Here is a 19536-nt window from a genome sequence, read left to right as displayed (position 1 = left end):
TTGCCGATACCGGTTATTTGGGTTGCTTCGACTGTTACACCTTTTGTAGCATTGGCGTTAACCGGGTCGATCTTGTAGATTGCTGGGTTCCCGTCGGTTGTCGTTACAGCGATGTAAGCCTTGCCGTTTTCAACATGTATCGTGTTTCCGAAACCGGAAATTATATCGGTTGAAGGAAGTCCGCTCACGTAAGTCAATTTTTCGGCTCCGGCTTTGAATACGGCCACGGTCATACATCAGCAACAAGAAATAATCTTCTGTTATATGCCAGCTGCGAAGGAAGGAGTTGCCGTTGCTCTGTGCCTCCAGGTTGCAGTAGTAATCGTCGAAATCTTCGCTTCCATTCGGGATGCGCACCACACCGGCCGGCAAGTTGGTTTGTTGGCGCGGGTCGGTCATCGTTTTGGCATATGATGGTGAGAATACATAGATGTCGCCATTATCGGCGGCCCAGATCATCTGGTAATATTGCGATTTGAAACGGCCGCAAGCGTAACTGATTTTATCAGTCTTGATGATTTTCTTATTTGTAAATGTTTCATCGTCGAAGATGGCGACCCAACAGGAATTCGGATACTGTGTCCACAATAGCTCGTCTTTTTCGTAAGCGCTACTGTTCGAACCACCGGATTCGGTTTTCACCAAGTCTTCGTTACCCGGCAGAATCCATTTCCCGTTTCCGTCTTTTGTCCCATACTGGCTTAATCCCATCGGTACGGCTACGCTATAGATCTTGCTGTTATGTTCCAAGATACCTGCCAGCGTTACATATTCGCCATTGCCCAGGAAGTTTTCGGACAGGTAGGCTTTGTTCTTTGTGTCGTTGTCCGTTTTTGTCTCGGCTGCGACATCTAAAAGAGAGACCAGGAATGACTGGGGGACGTAGCCGTTCTCGTCCGCCCATTCCGTCGGACCGTCACCCGAAGAAAGAGTCATGATATACTTGTCATAAATGCCGTAAGTCGTAAATCGTTTGACCTTATAGCTTTGTGAGCGGGTTTCAAGTTCTCCGTCCGCATTCAGGATATACGAGCGTGTGTCCCCGGCATTTCCCTGATTGTAAGTCAGGCCGTACAAATACTGGTCTTTATAGAAAACCCATTGTGTGGCTCCGTCATTCACGAGGCCGTTGTTCAATGTCGTGATGGTCCCTTCGTCCACACTCTCGGCTGTAAGCAGTACGTTGGTCGTATTTCCGGATGCCGTTGTAGAAGCAGGGATTACGAATGTGTTTTTTGTTTCACCTTTTCCTCCTTCGTCCGGTGCCGGGATCTCGTTGTCACTACAGGAAGTAAACAGTCCACCCGTCAGCATAACTGCGGCAATACCGGTTAATAAATGATTCTTTTTCATCTTGCAATAAATGTATTTATATTTAGTAACTGTGATAATTGAATTAATTTCCGAAATAAACTCTTACTTTACCGTAGAAAGCGCGTCCGGCTTTCTGCAAACTAAAATTATCGTACAAGTTTTCGTTTGTAAAGTTGCGGCACTCCAACGACACGTTGTACCGTCCGTTCTGAAGGCTGTAGGAAAGGGCTAAATTGTGAGAGAACTGATTCGGTACGACATAGTCATTGTTTTTCGATCCGATAGCAGACGAATAGTAAGTAAAGCTATGCAGGTATTGATTGTCGTAAGTAACAGTCAGCACATTACCTTTTTTCCAAAGGTTACGCCAGTAGAACGATATGTCGGAATCCGCAAACCGGTAGGGAAGGTTAGGCATCCGTTCTCCATAGGCCAGGTTTTCGGCACTGCTGGTAATGGAGGTTTTCATTTTGTCGCGTACGTCCATTTGGGTAAAGTTACCGCCTACGCTCACCCAGTTTGCGAAGTTGTAGCGGATGGACAGATTAAATCCCTTTGTCTCGACTTTGCCGTAGTTGATATAGGTTGCCGCTTGCTTGCCGCCACTCAAGTCTGTGATGTTACGTTGTATGTAATCTTTCGTATTGCGGTAGACCACTCCACCTTCCACATACAAGGTATGTTTTCCGAATGTCTTGTTGTAGCTCAGGTTGAGGTTGATATTGTCGCTATTTTCCGGTCGGATACTCAGTTCGCCCATTTCCAGGTCTTCGTCACCGAACATCTCTTCGATGGTCGGCAGGCGATAAGCTTTTTCGTAAGACAGCTTGGCTTGCAGGTCTGTCAAGATGAAGTAGGTTCCGGCCGCCCCGTATCCGAATGAGTTGACAGAACGTGTTTTGCGTACGTATTCGTCCTGCGTGCTTGATGTTGCCATCGGGCCTGCTACAAATTGGTTGTAGTATTTTCCGAAAGCGGAAAAGTTCCAGTGTTCGGACGGCATCAATCGGTAGGAAAGGCCCGAAATGTTTTTACGGGTTTCTTTGGCAATGGCGCTTTTCATCTCTTCGGCTGCAAGCAGGGAGGTATTGGAGCGATGGAAAGTGTTCAGCACATGATTGAAGGTAAATGTATGCATTTTACCGACCCGGTAATTGAGTGTCAATGTGCCGTTCCAGTTATTGTTGTCTGCCCGTGAATGCTGTCTTGACTGTTCTCCGGCGGAGTTCATCAGGTGCTTTTCTCCACGCCAGTTGTATTCATAAGAAGAGGTGTCTACGTTGGTTGTCTGGTTTTTATTGTAGTTGGCTGTCAACACGATGTCCAGCCCTTTTGTGAACAGATCGCGTTTGCCATATTCCAGTGAGGGCATCAGAGAGTGCCCTTTGCGGTGTTTTTGCCCGTAAACGATTTCCTGGCGTACACCAGTCTGTATGTCCTGGTACATATTGGAGTAGGTGAAACCCAGCAGCAGGCGGTCCGCCCATTTCTTGTCTACGATCCCCAGTTTGCCGATGACGGCTTCATTGTGGTAGGTATCGTTGAAACGTTTCACCCGTTCCTTCTTGCTTCTGTCGATGCTTCCGGTTTCGAAGTTTTCTACCGGAGCGTTCACGTAGTAATCATTATCCGAATAGTTTTGGAAAGCATTGATTTCGTAGGTGAATCCGTTTTTGAACGTCTGTCCGAAATTCACGTAAGACTTGTGCGTATTGAAAGAGCCATAGGAATAGGAGGCATCTAAAAACCATCTGTCCCGCTTCTTTTTAGTGATGATGTTGATCACGCCTCCGATTGCATCCGTACCGAAGCCTACCGGAACCACGCCTTTGTAGATTTCGATGCGTTCGGCAAAGTTGACCGGGATGTTGTTCAGCCCGAACGAACTTCCCACACCTTCCTGCGGCACGCCGTCGATAAATATTTTTACGTGCTTGCCACTGAAACCGTCCAGCGTAAGTTGCATGTCCGAACCGACACCCCCGGATTCACGAACCTTCATTCCCGGAGCTTTCGCCAGTGCCTCGCTCAGGCTTTTGTTGGAATTTTGCAGTTCTTTCGTATCGAGTGCTACGGCATTGAATGCCGAACGTTTCAAACGGCTTATTCCGTTTGAGACAACGACCACTTCGTCCAGCTCCGTCGATTGCGGAGTGATGGTGATATTCTGCCTGGTCCTTTCTCCACCGGTAAGTTTCACCGGTTTCTCAACAGTCTTGTAACCGATGGCAGATACGACTAACGTGTAGTCGCCAGCCGGAGCTTTCAGATGGTAAATACCTTGTTCGTTGGTTGTTCCGCCGTATGTGGTACCTTTTAGGTAGACCGTTGCGAAATCAACGGTTTCTTTTTCCGTAGATATGATTTTACCTGAGATCATCGCCCTGTCCTGAGCGGAGGCGGATATTACAGCCAAGAGGAATATGAATAAGCCGGAAATTTTTAGAATAGTCGCTTTCAATTTATAAAGAGTTTTGTATCGTTAATAAAACGCTGCAAAGTTCCTTATAAATAGAAAGCGCATCAATCGCGGATTTTAGGTAATTTTATTGTCCCTGTAATTGTAATTTAGACAATACTTCTAACTATATGTAGGTATTTTTCGTTTTTAGTTTTCTTTTTTAGGGGTGACAAATGCCGTGTATAACTGAAGCAGGGCTGAAATGGTCAGGCAAATCATCCATTCTTTCCGTCCGCTGAACATCAGGGCGGAGGTGAATATGCACAGCAACCCGGCAAATATGTTGTAGCGGTGCAATCTGCGCCTGCGAAAATCCATATCCTTGATAGGCATTGTCAGGTAACAGACTGTTATACCGGCAGCCCCGACGGCGAACAGGTAAGGAGCTGCAACCGGCAATGCCAGATATAATCCCGCACCGGCGAGCAGCAGCAGGGCGGAGATATTGAAAACGATCGTTCTTGCTTTTTCGTTCATTTATTTGTTCTTAATAATATATACATCCTCGTTCGGCTTTTTCATGAAATATTCTTCACGGGCGAAGCGTTCGAGTCCTTCCTTATCCGTATGCAGATCGTTCAGCTTTTTGCTGTTGATTTCGATCTCCTTCTGGTAATGCTTGATTTCCTTTTCCAGGCTACGAATCTTTTCATCGTATGTATAACGCTTGTACAGACTGCTATCGCCCATTACGAATGTCAGGGCGAAGAACACGATGGTTACCAGCCAGTAGGCATTGATCCTGGATAGATACTTGTTGTAAAAGTCTTTTATGCGTGACATAGGAACTTCGTTTTTGCAAAGGTAAATGAATTATTTTGTTTATCTTTGTCTTGTTAATAAAAAAGCAGAGAATGGATAATTATATTGTATCGGCAAGGAAATACCGTCCTTCTACTTTTCGTAGTGTGGTAGGACAGAAGTCCTTGACAACTACACTTAAGAATGCAATACAGAGTAACAAGCTGGCTCATGCCTACCTCTTTTGCGGTCCCCGTGGAGTGGGCAAGACTTCTTGTGCCCGTATCTTTGCCAAGACGATCAATTGTCTGAATCCGACTGCCGACGGGGAAGCCTGTAACGAATGCGAATCCTGCAAGGCCTTCAACGAGCAGCGTTCTTATAATATCCATGAACTCGATGCCGCCTCCAACAACTCGGTCGATGACATCCGTGCCCTGATCGACCAGGTGCGCATTCCGCCTCCTATCGGAAAATACAAGGTCTTTATTATCGATGAGGTGCATATGTTGAGTTCGGCGGCTTTCAATGCATTTCTGAAAACATTGGAGGAACCGCCCCATCATGCTTTGTTCATTCTGGCTACGACGGAGAAGCATAAGGTGTTGCCGACCATCCTGTCCCGTTGCCAAATATACGACTTTTCGCGTATCTCGATTGCCGATATGGTGGAGCATCTGGAATACGTATCTTCCTGCGAAGGAGTGACGGCTGAACCGGAAGCCCTGAATGTGATTGCCCAGAAAGCGGATGGCGGTATGCGCGACGCGTTGTCCATCTTCGACCAGGTAGTCAGTTTTACAAATGGGAATATTACCTATCAGGCTGTTATCGATAACCTGAACGTCCTGGATTACGAATATTATTTCCGGTTGACGGATGCGATGCTTTCCGGGAACGTCCGGTCTGCCATCCTGATCTTGAACGATATATTGAGCAAAGGATTTGACGGGCAGAATATCATAACTGGCCTGGCATCGCATTTCCGTGATTTGCTGGTCTGCAAGGATGAGGCTACTTTGATCCTGTTCGAGGTCGGCGCTTCTATCCGTGAACGTTATAAGGAGATGGCGAAGCGCTGTTCCGACGGGTTGTTGTTCAAGGCGATCGAGCTGGCAAATACATGTGACCTGAATTACCGGGCCAGCCGGAATAAGCGCCTGTTGTTGGAACTTACGCTTATCCAGCTTTGTCAGTTAAGCAGTGCCGGACAACCGGCCGATGATAAAAAAAAAGGGCTGATTGAGCCGATAGCATCCAACGGGCCGGGCCAGGCCCCTGCTCAATCAGGACAGGTTGTAACGGCTCAGCAGACATATACCGTACAATCTGCCCCTCCTTTGCAACGTCCGGTACAATCTCCGCAGGAAATGACCGGAGCGACTCCCCGCCAGCAGGTCGTTTCCACTCATGTGCCGCCTTCTCCGACTCTTATTCCGCAGGCCCCTCCGGCATCGGCGCCCAAGAGAGTGGCGCGTCCGCCCCAGTTCGGTACATCCATTAAGGAGATTGGCGTAGAGCATCCGAAAGCGCAGGCTGTGACACAGACTGCTACCGTGGTACAGGAAATGCAAAGTCCTTTCAGCCAGGAAGCATTGGTTCATTATTGGGATGCGTATGCTTCCGCTATCGACAAGAAGGTATATCTGAAAAATACGATGATCAATTGCAAGCCGGTCTTGCAGGATAATTATTATTTTGAAGTCTGTGTGCATAACCCCGGCCAACAGGATGAGTTGACGAATAATTGTATCGATATATTGAGTTATCTGCGGATGCAGTTGAAGAATACCCGTATTCAGATGCGTGTCCGTATAGATGAAACGAACCAAAAACATTTGGCCTATACATCAGCAGAGAAGTATGAACACCTACTAAACATAAATCCGGTTTTGGCTAAGTTGAAAGACGAGTTTAATCTGACACTTGACTAAATAGTTGAAAGGTGAAAGTTGAAAGTTAAAAGTTTGATTTATATTTCTTTTTAACTTTCACCTTTCACCTTTCACCTGAATTTACATTTCTCTGATCCAAATATTACGGAAGCTGATCGGTTCGCTGGGGTCGCCATGAGACTGCAAACGGATCGGGCCTGCTCCGTGTTTTACGACTTTCGGGAAACCGATGTATTCCGTTGTACCCAGGATAGTCGTGTTATTCTGCAATACGATGCCGTTCTGGATGACCGTAACGCGCGGCGGAACACGATAAGTGCCGTCTTCCTTGAAGATAGGAGCGGAATAGATAATATCGTAGACATTCCATTCTCCCGGTTTGCGCATGGCATTTGCCAAAGGAGGCGTCTGTTTGTAAACGCTGCCGGTCTGTCCGTTCACGTAGGTTTCGTTGTTATAGCAATCCAGCACCTGGATTTCATACATGTCTTGCAGGAAGATGCCGCTGTTGCCGCGTCCTTGGCTTGTGCCGGTGATGTTTTCCGGTACGCACCATTCGATATGCAACTGGAAGTTCTCGAATTTCTGTTTTGTCAGGATGTCGCCTTTCTTCTTGTCTACAGTGAAAACGCCGTCTTTTACGATCCATTCGGCGGGGCCGCCCTTAGCGTTTTGCCAAGCGGAAAGGTCTTTTCCGTCAAACAGGACGATGGCATCGGAAGGGGCGCTGTTTGTCTTGATGTCACCCGGAGTGACTACTTTCGGTTGCGGAGTCCAGTATTCAGACATTCCCGGTTTCATTTTTTCCTGTTCGGGGTACTGTTTTTGTGCGCTTGCACTGACACAAGCTGTACAAGCCAATGCTGCCAAAGCAGTCTTCATTGTAATGCTTTTGTTCATGGTCTAAATTGTTTTATATATAGGTTTAGAATTTATTGCTTGCAAAGGTAATGGATTAATTAAGACTATAAAATCGAAAACAGGAAATTAAGAAATAAAAAATAGATGTAAGTGTATTCGGTTCCTGGCGTTGTCGAGGATAAAATACGCTTACATCTAATTGGCTGGTTAATGGAAAAGCTGTGCGTGCTTTTTTATTTCGCATGATGGTTGAAAAGCCGTTGTTCTGCCAGCTTCTCATATTTAGTGCCCGGCCGGCCGTAATTGCAATACGGGTAAATACTGATTCCGCCGCGCGGAGTGAAGATACCGGTTACTTCGATGTATTTTGGAGCCATCAGGCGGATAAGGTCTTTCATGATGATATTGACACAATCCTCATGGAAAGCCCCGTGGTTGCGGAAACTGAACAGATATAATTTCAAGCTCTTGCTTTCCACCATTTTTATATCGGGAATATAATCGATGTAGATGGTTGCAAAGTCCGGCTGGCCGGTGATCGGACAGAGGCTTGTAAATTCCGGACAGTTGAAGCGTACCCAGTAATCATTGTCCGGATGCTTGTTTGTAAACGCTTCCAGTACTTCCGGGGCATAGTCCTGTTTGTATACGGTTGAACCGCCTAACAGATGTAGTTCGTTTTCATCTTTTCTTGTATCCATGATGTCTTTTTGTTATTCTTGTAAACGATGGTTTATCGGCGTCTTTTTAAATATTTCTCCAAACCTTCGCGGCGTAGTTTGCAGGCGGGGCAATGGCCGCAGCCTTCTGCCATGATGCCGTTGTAGCAGGTGAGGGTCTGGGTCCGTACAAGGTCGAAGACTCCTAATTCGTCCGCAAGTTCCCACACTTCGCTTTTGTCCCGGTCCATCAGGGGCGTGTGGATCACGAACTGTTCGTCCATCGCCAGGTTCAGGGTGACGTTGAGGGAGCGGACGAATGTATCGCGGCAATCGGGATAACCGCTGAAATCGGCTTCCGACACTCCGGTTACCAAGTTGAAGATTCCTTTGCTGCGTGCCAGGATTGCTGCGAAGGTCAGGAATACCATGTTACGTCCCGGAACGAAGGTGTTCGGGTAGCTGTCTGCCGGTTTTTCCTGATCCATTGAAATGCCGGTGTTTGTCAGCGAACAGTTCGGGTCGAGCTGGCTGATCAACGACACGTCCAACAGTTGGAAGGGAACGTCGGCATCGGCTGCAATTTTTCGTGCAACCTCTATTTCCAGGGAATGTTTTTGCCCGTATGTAAAACATACGGCTTCTACGCGAGAAAAGTGCTTCTTGGCCCAGAACAGGCAGGTCGTGGAGTCTTGTCCACCGGAGAAGCATACCAAAGCGGCTTCTTTTTTATGTTTCATATCTTTCTTGTTTTTAGTACGTGGTTTAGCAAGCACACGGAAAAGGAGACATTCCTTTTCGGGTGCAAAGATACCTTTTTTGTTGACAATTGACAATTGATTGTTGACAATTGGGAAGAATATATATTGCACAATATGTGTGATTTTGTGCGGCACATTTTCATTAAAAGTGTGCAATGTTTGAAAAAAGTATTTATCTTTGCCGCCGTTTTGTAATTAAGAAAAGTAAAACATGAAGAAAAAAGTAGTAGTAGGTGCGGCATTGATGATGATGCCTTTGGTTTCTTTCGCTGGTGGATATTTGACGAATACGAATCAGCATGCAGCCTTTTTAAGGTCACTTTCGCGAGGTGCTGCAATTGATATAGATGGTGCTTTGTCTAACCCGGCGGGTCTTTCTTTCTTGCCGACCGATGGTTTCCGTGTAGGTGTGAGTATCCAAAGTGCTTTCCAGACCCGGGATATCGATGCCTCTTTCGGTACATACAGTGGCTTCGACCCTGTAAATAAAGTGCCGACAGTAAGCGATGTTCCCTATAAAAAATATTACAAAGGAAAGGCGGCCGCTCCTGTGATTCCGAGTGTTTTTGCGGCTTACAAAAAAGGTGATTGGACCATCTCCGGTTTCTTTGCCATTACGGGTGGGGGCGGTAAGGCATCGTTTGACGATGGCCTGCCGATGTTCGAATCGGCAGCTATGGCTGGTATATTCCAGGAAAGTTTGGGGAAGTATATAAAGACGGGCGGTAAAAGTCCCATCGTTACGCCGGATATGTATACTATTAACAGTGCGATGGACGGAAAACAGTATATTTATTCTCTGCAACTTGGCTTGTCATACAAGATCACGGATTGGCTTTCTGCCTTTGCCGGAGGCCGGATGAACTATTTTTCAGGAAACTATGACGGGTATCTGGATGCGAAGCTGAAAAAGGATTTTGGTGGAACAGACTTGATGAATTTGGCTTTGGATTGCGATCAGACTGGTTGGGGGCTGACACCGGTCTTGGGCGTCGATGTCAAATACGGTAAATTCAATTTCGGGGCTAAATATGAGTTTAAGACGAACTTGAACATCGAAAACAATACCAAGAAGTTGGATTATCCTGATAGTGCGGAAGACTTGATCGGCCCTTACAAGCACGGTGTGAATACGCCGAACGATATTCCTTCCATGCTTTCGGTGGCAGCCTCTTATCAGTTTTTACCCATGTTGAAGGCTTCTGTAGAGTATCATTTCTTCGATGACAAGAAAGCGGGCATGGCCGGTGGAAAACAGAAAGAATTGGAAAGAGGTACGAATGAGTATCTATTTGGTATTGAATGGGACGTGATCAAGAGATTGACCATTAGTGGTGGCGCTCAAATTACGGATTATGGTTTGTCTGATAATTTCCAAAGTGATGTTAGTTTCTCCTGTGACTCTTATTCGTTGGGCTTTGGAGCCAAGGTGATGCTGAGCGAAAAGATGGCATTGAATGTGGGGTATATGTGGACAAATTATCATGATTATACAAAGAAATCGGAGAATTATTGCGGTACAAATCTCCCCGGTACGAATGTCTATAGCCGTACCAATAAAGTGTTTGGCTTAAGTTTGGATTACGCTTTCTAAACCTAAAAAAATCTATATCAGCTTGAAAAGGGAAGTTGCCTGTCGTGCGACTTCCCTTTTTTGATTTTCTGTCTTTCAAGCGGACAGTATGGGGCCCTATTGGTCGGTGTCCGTAACCCTATTGGTTAGTGCTCGTAACTCATAGGGTTAGCCACTGTAAAGCATAGCTTTAGTATCTGCATAAAAAAAGAGGATGTGTCATGCACACCCTCTTTCTTAATTATTGTTTTGCTTGTCTTGATTACAACTGGATCCAGCGGACGAAAGCGAAGTCCATGCGATGAGGCAATTCTTTGTTCACAGGGTAAACGCGGAAGCCCATCTTGTGAAGGCCTGCTTCGCTTGAAGCTGTTTTCAGTTCGAAGAACAGTTTGGAACCTTCTTCTTTTATCAGCTTGAATTGTTCTGTCGCCAGTAATTCCAACTGATGGTTATCCGGATTTTCTTTCGTGACAACCATTTCTACTCCCAACATACCTTTCAGTTCATGGCGGTCGATAACCAGATTGAAGTTATATTCTTTGCCGACAACCGGACCGTCGATAGCCAAGTCCTGGCTGCATGTAAACGATTCTACCTGGAAGCTATCCCAATGTTCTGCCACTTCTTCTTTCCAGGCAGCGATTGCTTTGGCTTCGGCAAAGCCGTTTTCGTGCAAGTGAGCGGAACGGGTTGCCAACTTGTTGTAGAAGCGGTCGATATAGTCGTCCAACATACGTTTCATCGTATAGTCGGGAGCGATTTCGGACATCGAATTCTTGATGTACTGGATCCATTCGGGAGAGTAGCCCTTGCTGTTTCTTGCATAGTAAGTCGGGATAATCTCTGTTTCCAGTATGTGGTAGATAGTAGCGGCATCCAGCTGATCCTGATACTGCTGGTTTTCGTAAGTACGCTTGTCGGTCAATGCCCAACCTGCACCCTGTTTATAACCTTCATACCACCATCCGTCCAATACGGAGAAGTTCAGGACACCGTTCATCTCTGCTTTTTCGCCGGATGTACCGGATGCCTCCAGAGGACGGGTCGGAGTGTTCAACCAAACATCGACACCTGCGATCAGGTGACGAGCCAGACGCATATCGTAGTTTTCCAGGAAGATGATCTTTCCTAAGAATTCCGGACGGCGGGAAATCTCGACAATATGTTTGATCAAGCCCTGTCCGCCACCATCGGCCGGGTGGGCTTTACCGGTGAATACGAACTGGATCGGATATTGTTCGTTGTTTACGATCTTGGCCAGACGGTCCAGATCTGTGAACAGCAAGTGGGCACGTTTGTAAGTTGCGAAACGGCGGCCGAAACCGATCAGCAAGGCGTTCGGGTTGATTTTGTCCAGGATAGAGACAACCTTTGCAGGATCTCCTTGGTTTTTCAGCCAGTTTGTCTTGTATTGATTCTTGATATATGTAATCAGTTTGTTCTTCAATGTCTTGCGGATAGACCAAATTTCTTCGTCGGCAACATTCTGGATCGCTTCCCAGTATTTCTTGTTGGACTGGTCTTTGAAGAACTTCTTGTCGAAATGTTCTGCAAAGAAACGTTTCCATTCGGTAGAAGCCCAAGTCGGCATATGTACGCCGTTGGTCACATATCCTACGTGCAGCTCATCGGGGAAGTAGCCTTTCCATACCGGAGCGAACATGCGCTGGGATACTTTTCCATGCAACCAGCTTACGCCGTTTGCTTCTTGGCAAGTGTTCAAAGCGAATACACTCATGGAGAACTTCTCGTTGGAACCTGGATTTTCACGTCCCATGTCGATAAATTCCTGCCAGCTGATACCTAACTTGCCGGGGAATTCACCCATATAACGGCCGAACAGGCCTTCATCGAAGTAGTCGTGACCAGCCGGAACCGGTGTGTGGACGGTGTATAGGGCGGAAGCGCGTACGACTTCCAATGCTTGGTTGAATGACAGACCGTCGTTTTGGATGAAGTCTACCAGACGCTGCGCGTTGATCAGTGCGGCGTGTCCTTCGTTGCAGTGATAAATCTGTTTCTTGATTCCTAATTTGTTCAGCATCAGGATACCACCGATACCCAGCAGATATTCCTGTTTCATACGGTTTTCCCAATCGCCGCCATATAGCTGGTGAGTGATGGAGCGATCCCATTCGCTGTTCTGGGGAATATCCGTATCCATCAAATATAGAGGAACGCGTCCGACGCTTACTTTCCAGATGTGCGCATAAACGGTGCGGCCGGGGTAAGGAACCTCTAATACCATCGGTTCGCCGTTAGCCTGCATCACCTGAGTAAGGGGCAGTGCGTTGAAGTTTTGCGGTTCGTAATTGGCAATCTGTTGTCCGTCCATAGACAGAGACTGGGTAAAGTAACCGTAGCGATACAAGAAACCTACTGCTGTCAGGTCGATGTTGCTGTCGCTGGCTTCTTTCAAATAGTCACCAGCCAGTACACCCAGGCCGCCGGAATAGATTTTCAACACGTTGGTCAAACCATATTCCATGCTGAAATAGGCAACAGATGGTTTTGTCTGATCCGGCTTAACATTTACATAATCCTTGAATATTGAGTAAACAGCTTTGATTTCGGCCATCAGGACATCATCTGCCAGAATTTCCTCAATACGTTTGTAGGATAAACTTTGAAGTAAAAGTACTGGGTTACCTTCAGTTGATGCCCAAAGTTCAGAATCGATCTTACCGAATAATTTGGCTCCTTCATGGTTCCATACCCACCATAGGTTTGTAGCCATTTCGTATAACGGCTGTAATTGTTCGGGAAGCATAGAATGAGAATAAACATCTTTCCAAATCGGGCTGTTTGCGTTATTCGCTTTGATTTTCATTATTGTGAAGTTTAAAATGTTTCAATTTATATTTTAATATTGTATCATCTCTTTTTTGCCTAAAACGTTGCAAAGATAGAGATTATCTGTTTAATTATGAGCGTATTTTAATTATTTCTTTTGCTTGCATGCTCCAAAGCGATTCTGAAAGCCTCTTCATAGTAGACAATGAATTTGCTCCATTCTGCTTTTGCAGCCAGGCAGAAACTGCGTTTCCGGATCTCTGCCGTTTCCTTTTTGTCCTTTCCTGCAAGTGCCAGGATCGAAGACGTGATGGCATCTGCTACTTCGAAATAATTAAAATCGTCACGGTTCACGACGGCTACGCCTTCACTGATGTTGTTGCCTGTCACATGCTTCTTAGCCCATAGACCGAAACCTGCAAGATCGGTGGTAATGGTCGGAATCCCGAATGCGATACTTTCCAGCGGAGTGTATCCCCAGGGTTCGTAGTAGGAGGGATAGACGGTCGCATCCATACCGATCAGCAGATCGTAGTAGGGTTTGTTGAGGATACCGTCGCGTCCGTCCAGGTAGCAAGGAACAAAAATGATCTTCAGCTTGTCGGTCGCTGAATTGGTGAAGCCGGCATGGGAGATATAGTTCAGCACCTTGTCCTGTTCCATCTGATTCAGCCAATGCGTGACGAAGGGCATTTGCATGGGGGAGGTGGTGCGGATATTCTTGTCGATGACTTCTTTCAGGTCTGCACGTGCATCGCGTACCCAAGCCGGAACCATGATGAAGGCGACGACTTCGCGCTGGAGTCTGCCGGAAGTGCGTACCCGGTTCATTGCTTCGATAAAGACGTCGATACCTTTATTGCGGTATTCGTAGCGACCACTGGTTGAAACCAGGAAAGCATCCGGTGAGATGGAGCATCCGAGCAGTTTCTCTGCGACGTTGAGCAGGTCGCGGCGGGCTGCCATACGCTTCTTGTCGTATTCTTTGTCGGACGGGACGAAGTTGGGCTCGAAGCCGTTCGGCGTGACGATGTCCGGTGCTTTGTCCAGCAATTGTTTACACTCGCGGGCAGTGATGTCGCTCACGGTAGTAAAGCAGTCCACATGCAAGGCTGTCTGTTTTTCCAACGAATGTTTCGCTTCCATATTCAGCTCCCCGGCCATCTGGTCGCCGTTGTAGCCATCCATATAAGCATACAGGGCTTTGTTGTTTCCGGCGATGGAACGGCCGATGGATGTGGCGTGTGTCGTGAAGAGCGTTGCGACGGCGGGGAGTTGTTTTTTGATGTAGAGCGCACCCATTCCCAGCATCCATTCATTGAACAGAGCGGCAACCTTTTTGTTTTCCAGCTTGTAAAAATGGTAAAAACTTTCGATGACCTTACCTACCGCGTAAGCGAAGATACAAGACTCGTCGTAGTCACCGTACGCATGGATCGAATCCACTCGGAAACTTTCCCACATCGAGAAGAAAAAGGAATCTTTTTCTTTGAAGAAAGGTTTGAAATCCACTAAGATTACGGGAGGTGTCCCCGGGACATTCCATCGGCCTACTTTCACTTTCAGATTTTCTGTGGTCTTCGTATAAGTTTTCCAGTCAGCAAACAGAACATCATCTTCAATAAAGTCGGGAGCGTTTGTATCGGTCCACACATCGGGTCCTATAAAGATCAGCTTATCTTTAAACGATCGTTGCAACGTATGCGCTTTTGTTGAAAGGACGGTATAGATACCGCCAACTTTATTACATACTTCCCAACTGCTCTCGAAAAGATATTCTGGCGTTGTTGTTGTATTATCCATAAACGATTTTGTTTATAATCAGATATTTTAGGGTGACAAAGATACGAATTTTTGTCTTTTTTTCAACTATAGGGTTTGTTTAATGAATGAATTATGTAGATTTGTAGATATTTTAATGTAAACAACTATGGCTAAAAGAAGAATTTTAAAGAGAGACATCAGCTATGTGGCTGGCGATTTGTTTTCGGAAGCTTTGTTTTGTAAGCTGTATCTTCCGGGTGTCAATTCGGAGAAAGCCGACGTGGTTATGGCGAGAGTACTTGATATGCAAGATGAATTTATTCGCCGTGCCAACCGTCCGGACGGAAAAGAAAACAAGAAACGGGTGAAAGAATATTATTGTAAATTGCGGGCGGACCTGCAAACGGAAATAAATGCAATAGCAACTGAAATCGGAGAGTTGAGCAAATAGAAAGTAAAGAATGAAGAAAGCTATAAGTAAGGCACTTCTTCGCTTGGCCGGCTGGAAACTTGGGCCGGTAGTGGAGGATGTGCCTAAATGTGTGATATGTGTGGCTCCGCATACCAGCAATTGGGATTTTATCGTAGGAAAACTGTTTTATACCTCGATTGGCCGTAACGCCAGTTTCCTGATTAAAAAGGAATGGTTCTTTTTTCCGTTCAACCTGTTGTTTGACTGGTTGGGCGGAGTGCCTGTTGACCGCAGTAAGCGGACTTCGGTGACGGATCAGATGGTTGGCCAGTTCAATCGGCGGAAAGAATTCCAGCTGGCCGTAACTCCTGAAGGTACACGCAAACGGGTGAATGACTGGAAGAAGGGATTTTACTATATCGCACAGAAAGCCAACGTGCCTATCCTGATGGCTTATTTCGATTACAAAAAGAAAGAGGCCGGTTTTAAAGGGGTATTCTATCCTACGGGTGATGCGGATAAAGATATCCGTGATATCCGTGAGCATTACAGAGGAGTGACAGCTTGTCACCCGGAAAACTTTGTTCAAATTTAATATCATGGCAGACAATTTGCGTATCAGTATGGTCCAGTCTCATATTATTTGGGAGGACAGAGATGAAAATCTGGGTTATTATGGAGAACTGCTCCGGCGGGTCAGCGGTAAGACGGACATAGCCGTTTTGCCGGAAACGTTTACAACGGGTTTTTCTATGGATGTGGAAAAGCTGGCCGACACGATGGATGGGCCTACTATTCCTACTATAAAGGGGTGGGCGAAGAAATATAAGCTTGCTGTGGCAGGTAGTTTCATTGCAAAAGAAGGCGGGAAATATTTCAACCGTGCTTTTTTCGTCACGCCCGAAGGTGAAACTTATTTGTATGACAAGCGACATTTGTTCCGGATGGCGGGCGAAGACCAGCATTTCACAGCCGGGGATAAACGGACGATCGTACGGTATAAGGACTGGAATATCTGTTTGCAAGTTTGTTATGATCTTCGTTTCCCGGTTTGGAGCCGGAACGTGGACAACGAATACGATCTGTTGATCTATGTCGCCAACTGGCCCGAGGCGCGTAAAAAAGTATGGAAGACGTTGCTCCAGGCACGTGCAATGGAAAATATGGCGTATGTCTGCGGGGTGAACCGGGTAGGGATCGACGGTAAGGGCTTTGTTTACCGGGGCGATTCCATGATCTTCTCTCCGAAAGGGAAAAAGCTGGCGGATGCCGGCAAGCGTGAGGAGGTCACTCGGAAGATCTAAGGGGGAAGTTTCCTGGAAGATCTAAGGGGGAAGTTTCCTGCATGGAAGGACGCGGATACGTTTGAGATCAAGTGATATTTCCCTGATAGGATTTCGGATTTGAACACAAAAAAGCGATTGTCGGAAATAACCGGCAATCGCTTTTTTGTGTTATGTGAAAATATATGTTTATTTCACTTCCTCAAAGTCAACATCCGTTACACCACCATCCTGCTTGTTGTTGCCGGCGTTGCCACCAGCCTGCTGACCGAAGTCAGGACCCGGTTGTGCGCCACCTTGGGCGTTCTGGGCATTGTACATTTCCTGGCTTGCTGCCTGGAATACGCTGTTCAGTTCTGCCATAGCTGCATCGATACCAGCGATATCCTGAGCCTTGTGGGCTTCTTTCAGCTTGTTCAGGGCTGTTTCGATAGGAGCCTTCTTGTCAGCCGGGAGTTTGTCGCCTAGATCCTTCAACTGTTTTTCGGTCTGGAAGATCATGCTGTCGGCCTGGTTCAGTTTGTCGATGCGTTCTTTTTCCTTCTTGTCTGCTTCGGCATTAGCCTGAGCTTCTTCTTTCATACGTTTTACTTCGTCGTCGCTCAAGCCGCTGGAAGCCTCGATACGGATGCTCTGTACTTTTCCGGTGCCTTTATCCTTAGCCGATACATTCAAGATACCGTTTGCATCGATATCGAAAGTAACTTCGATCTGAGGAACGCCACGCTGTGCGGCTGGAATTCCGTCGAGGTGGAAACGGCCGATCGATTTGTTGTCTTTAGCCAGTGAACGTTCGCCCTGCAATACGTGGATTTCTACAGAAGGCTGGTTGTCAACGGCAGTCGTGAATGTTTCAGACTTCTTGGTAGGAATAGTCGTATTGGCTTCGATCAGCTTGGTCATTACACCACCCATTGTTTCGATACCCAGTGACAACGGAGTAACATCGAGCAACAGAACGTCTTTTACTTCACCTGTCAATACCCCCCCCTGGATAGCAGCACCTACAGCTACCACTTCGTCCGGGTTAACACCTTTTGACGGAGCCTTGCCGAAGAACTTCTCAACGATGGCCTGTACAGCCGGAATACGTGTCGAACCACCTACAAGGATGACTTCGTCAATGTCGGAAGTGCTCAAACCTGCATCTTTCAAAGACTGACGGCATGGTTCGATACAAGCCTGGATCAGACTGTCTGCAAGCTGTTCGAATTTTGCACGTGTCAGTGTCTTGACCAAGTGCTTTGGAACACCGTTTACCGGCATGATATACGGCAGGTTGATCTCCGTGCTTGTCGTGCTTGACAATTCGATCTTAGCTTTTTCGGCCGCTTCTTTCAAACGTTGCAAAGCCATCGGATCTTTACGCAGGTCGACGCCTTCTTCGCGCAGGAACTCTTCAGCCAACCAGTCGATGATCACATGGTCGAAGTCGTCACCACCCAAGTGAGTGTCACCGTTTGTGGATTTTACTTCAAACACACCGTCTCCTAATTCCAAAATAGAAATATCGAATGTACCGCCACCCAAGTCGAATACGGCGATCTTCATGTCTTTGTTCGTTTTGTCCAAACCGTAAGCCAAAGATGCGGCAGTCGGTTCGTTTACGATACGGCGAACGTTCAAGCCTGCAATTTCACCCGCTTCCTTAGTCGCTTGACGTTGTGCGTCGCTAAAGTATGCCGGAACGGTGATAACGGCTTCCGTTACTTCCTGTCCTAAATAGTCTTCAGCTGTTTTCTTCATCTTCTGAAGTACCATTGCTGAAATTTCCTGAGGAGTATAAAGGCGTCCTTCGATATCGACACGTGGTGTGTTGTTGTCACCGCGGACTACTTTATAAGGTACTCGACCAATTTCTTTCTGAACCTGATCATAGGTTTCACCCATGAAACGTTTGATAGAGAATATTGTTTTTTCCGGGTTTGTGATAGCCTGACGTTTTGCAGGATCACCAACCTTACGTTCACCACCTTCAACGAATGCAACGATTGAAGGAGTCGTTCTTTTACCTTCGCTGTTTGCAATTACAACCGGTTCGTTACCTTCCAGTACGGCAACACAAGAGTTGGTTGTTCCTAAGTCGATTCCGATAATTTTTCCCATAATTTTCTATTATTTTAATTGTTATTATTTTCCTGTACTTGCTTTTCTCTTTCGAGCTGCATTAACTGTTCTACAAATCGTATGCCAAAGTAACAAGGATAGGTTTGTAAAAGTTCAGGTGGCAGGAAGTGTGACAATACGTCAGTTTAGACATTTGCCGTCATGTGAAAGATATGACGGGTTATGCATGAAATGTTATAGGCCTTTATTATTCTATAGTTCTTAAGGAACTGTGGTATTTGTAGATAAAAAATTAACACTCACTCAAGTTTTTGTTATTTGTGGCCGCAAACATACACACTTTATTTAGAAAATGCAAACTTAATTTTTTATTTAAACACAAAAAAAACAATTTATCACACCACAGTTCCTTAAGAACTGAAGTAAGAATTAAATGTAATATCATGATGTCTTTGTTTTTATTCTCAAATATTTCCTTTTGGTTTTCTGCAGACAGTTAATGTCTTAGTGGAATTTTTTGTTGTGATTTTTTATGTCTAATATATTACCTAAAATCAAAATGCAAAAGTGTAAATTGAATTTTTTGCTACGATTCGGTTTGATTTCAATTCTGTTAGGGCTGTTTGTTACCCAGTCTTTTGCTCAGAATGTGACGATTACCGGTGTCGTAAAAGACCAGTCGGGTGAACCTCTGATTGGCGTGAACGTGATGGAAAAGGGGACGACCAATGGTTCCATCACGGATGTGGATGGTAAGTACAGTGTTTCTGTAAAAGGGGGCAAAACCATCCTAGTGTTCTCTTACATCGGTTATATCTCCCAAGAGATTCCGGTTGGGAATCAGAAAACGCTCAACGTGACGATGAAAGAAGACACGGAAGAGCTGGAAGAAGTGGTTGTGATCGGTTACGGCACGGCCAAGAAGAAGGACTTGACGGGGGCGATCTCG

At 46.1% G+C, this 19536-nt stretch carries 14 protein-coding genes and 2 pseudogenes; 6 read left to right on the top strand and 10 right to left on the bottom strand.

Translation table 11 applies throughout. The annotated features are described in order from the left end of the window. The 4 genes and pseudogenes from BHV83_RS20830 to BHV83_RS20815 form a co-directional block, all read right to left on the bottom strand. Positions 1 to 1353: pseudogene (locus tag BHV83_RS20830) on the bottom strand (DUF4374 domain-containing protein); the annotation flags it as partial. A 43-nt stretch (positions 1354 to 1396) separates the two neighbouring features. Further along, positions 1397 to 3694, bottom strand: a complete 2298-nt coding sequence (locus tag BHV83_RS20825; RefSeq protein ID WP_286758015.1) for a TonB-dependent receptor — start codon at positions 3692 to 3694, stop codon at positions 1397 to 1399. 228 nt (positions 3695 to 3922) lie between these two features. Beyond that, on the bottom strand, positions 3923 to 4252 hold the full coding sequence (locus BHV83_RS20820) for a hypothetical protein (RefSeq protein ID WP_286758014.1): 330 nt from the start codon (positions 4250 to 4252) through the stop codon (positions 3923 to 3925). Further along, positions 4253 to 4558 carry an FtsB family cell division protein gene (locus tag BHV83_RS20815; protein ID WP_005635952.1) on the bottom strand — a complete coding sequence of 102 codons (306 nt, stop codon included), beginning with the start codon at positions 4556 to 4558 and terminating at the stop codon, positions 4253 to 4255. It lies immediately after the preceding gene. Positions 4559 to 4629: 71 nt separating this feature from the next. On the opposite strand from BHV83_RS20815, the gene BHV83_RS20810 reads away from it, so the two are divergent. Then, positions 4630 to 6450, top strand: coding sequence for a DNA polymerase III subunit gamma/tau (locus tag BHV83_RS20810; RefSeq protein ID WP_195292455.1), 1821 nt, complete (start codon positions 4630 to 4632; stop codon positions 6448 to 6450). A gap of 81 nt (positions 6451 to 6531) precedes the next feature. Here BHV83_RS20810 and BHV83_RS20805 read toward each other — a convergent pair whose 3' ends face one another. From BHV83_RS20805 to queC, 3 genes are all read right to left on the bottom strand, one after another. Continuing rightward, on the bottom strand, positions 6532 to 7311 hold the full coding sequence (locus tag BHV83_RS20805; protein WP_005635954.1) for a 3-keto-disaccharide hydrolase: 780 nt from the start codon (positions 7309 to 7311) through the stop codon (positions 6532 to 6534). Positions 7312 to 7505: 194 nt separating this feature from the next. Continuing rightward, entirely contained in the window at positions 7506 to 7973 is a 468-nt protein-coding gene (queF, locus tag BHV83_RS20800) for a preQ(1) synthase (protein WP_022322909.1), read from the bottom strand. A gap of 32 nt (positions 7974 to 8005) precedes the next feature. Then, complete coding sequence (queC, locus tag BHV83_RS20795; protein ID WP_036724579.1) at positions 8006 to 8671, bottom strand: 7-cyano-7-deazaguanine synthase QueC; 666 nt, start codon at positions 8669 to 8671, stop codon at positions 8006 to 8008. A gap of 232 nt (positions 8672 to 8903) precedes the next feature. Between queC and BHV83_RS20790 the strand changes: the two genes are divergently transcribed. Continuing rightward, a complete protein-coding gene (locus BHV83_RS20790) occupies positions 8904 to 10286 on the top strand; it encodes an OmpP1/FadL family transporter (RefSeq protein ID WP_195292454.1) in 1383 nt (460 codons plus the stop codon). A 241-nt stretch (positions 10287 to 10527) separates the two neighbouring features. On the opposite strand, the gene glgP is transcribed toward BHV83_RS20790, so the two are convergent. Together glgP and BHV83_RS20780 are read right to left on the bottom strand one after the other, a co-directional pair. After that, entirely contained in the window at positions 10528 to 13098 is a 2571-nt protein-coding gene (gene glgP, locus BHV83_RS20785; protein ID WP_005635962.1) for an alpha-glucan family phosphorylase, read from the bottom strand. Positions 13099 to 13205: 107 nt separating this feature from the next. Beyond that, positions 13206 to 14864: a glycosyltransferase gene (locus BHV83_RS20780; RefSeq protein ID WP_122205801.1), complete on the bottom strand. Its 1659-nt coding sequence runs from the start codon at positions 14862 to 14864 to the stop codon at positions 13206 to 13208. A 127-nt stretch (positions 14865 to 14991) separates the two neighbouring features. Between BHV83_RS20780 and BHV83_RS20775 the strand changes: the two genes are divergently transcribed. The 3 genes and pseudogenes from BHV83_RS20775 to BHV83_RS20765 all read left to right on the top strand — a co-directional run bounded on the left by BHV83_RS20775 (position 14992) and on the right by BHV83_RS20765 (position 16616). Then, on the top strand, positions 14992 to 15276 hold the full coding sequence (locus BHV83_RS20775; RefSeq protein ID WP_005635966.1) for a hypothetical protein: 285 nt from the start codon (positions 14992 to 14994) through the stop codon (positions 15274 to 15276). A gap of 10 nt (positions 15277 to 15286) precedes the next feature. Next, a complete protein-coding gene (locus BHV83_RS20770) occupies positions 15287 to 15832 on the top strand; it encodes a lysophospholipid acyltransferase family protein (RefSeq protein ID WP_005635968.1) in 546 nt (181 codons plus the stop codon). A 4-nt stretch (positions 15833 to 15836) separates the two neighbouring features. Further along, a pseudogene (locus tag BHV83_RS20765) lies at positions 15837 to 16616 on the top strand (amidohydrolase). 93 nt (positions 16617 to 16709) lie between these two features. Here the strand turns inward: BHV83_RS20765 and dnaK are convergent. Next, positions 16710 to 18626: a molecular chaperone DnaK gene (gene dnaK, locus BHV83_RS20760; RefSeq protein WP_119216636.1), complete on the bottom strand. Its 1917-nt coding sequence runs from the start codon at positions 18624 to 18626 to the stop codon at positions 16710 to 16712. A gap of 520 nt (positions 18627 to 19146) precedes the next feature. On the opposite strand from dnaK, the gene BHV83_RS20755 reads away from it, so the two are divergent. Next, the coding region (locus BHV83_RS20755) for a carboxypeptidase-like regulatory domain-containing protein (RefSeq protein WP_286758011.1) at positions 19147 to 19536 on the top strand (390 nt) is incomplete at its 3' end.

The sequence above is a fragment of the Parabacteroides sp. merdae-related_45_40 genome (assembly GCF_001915675.1).
Note: the sequence above shows the minus strand (reverse complement) of the source record. Positions and strands in the feature narration are given on the sequence as shown.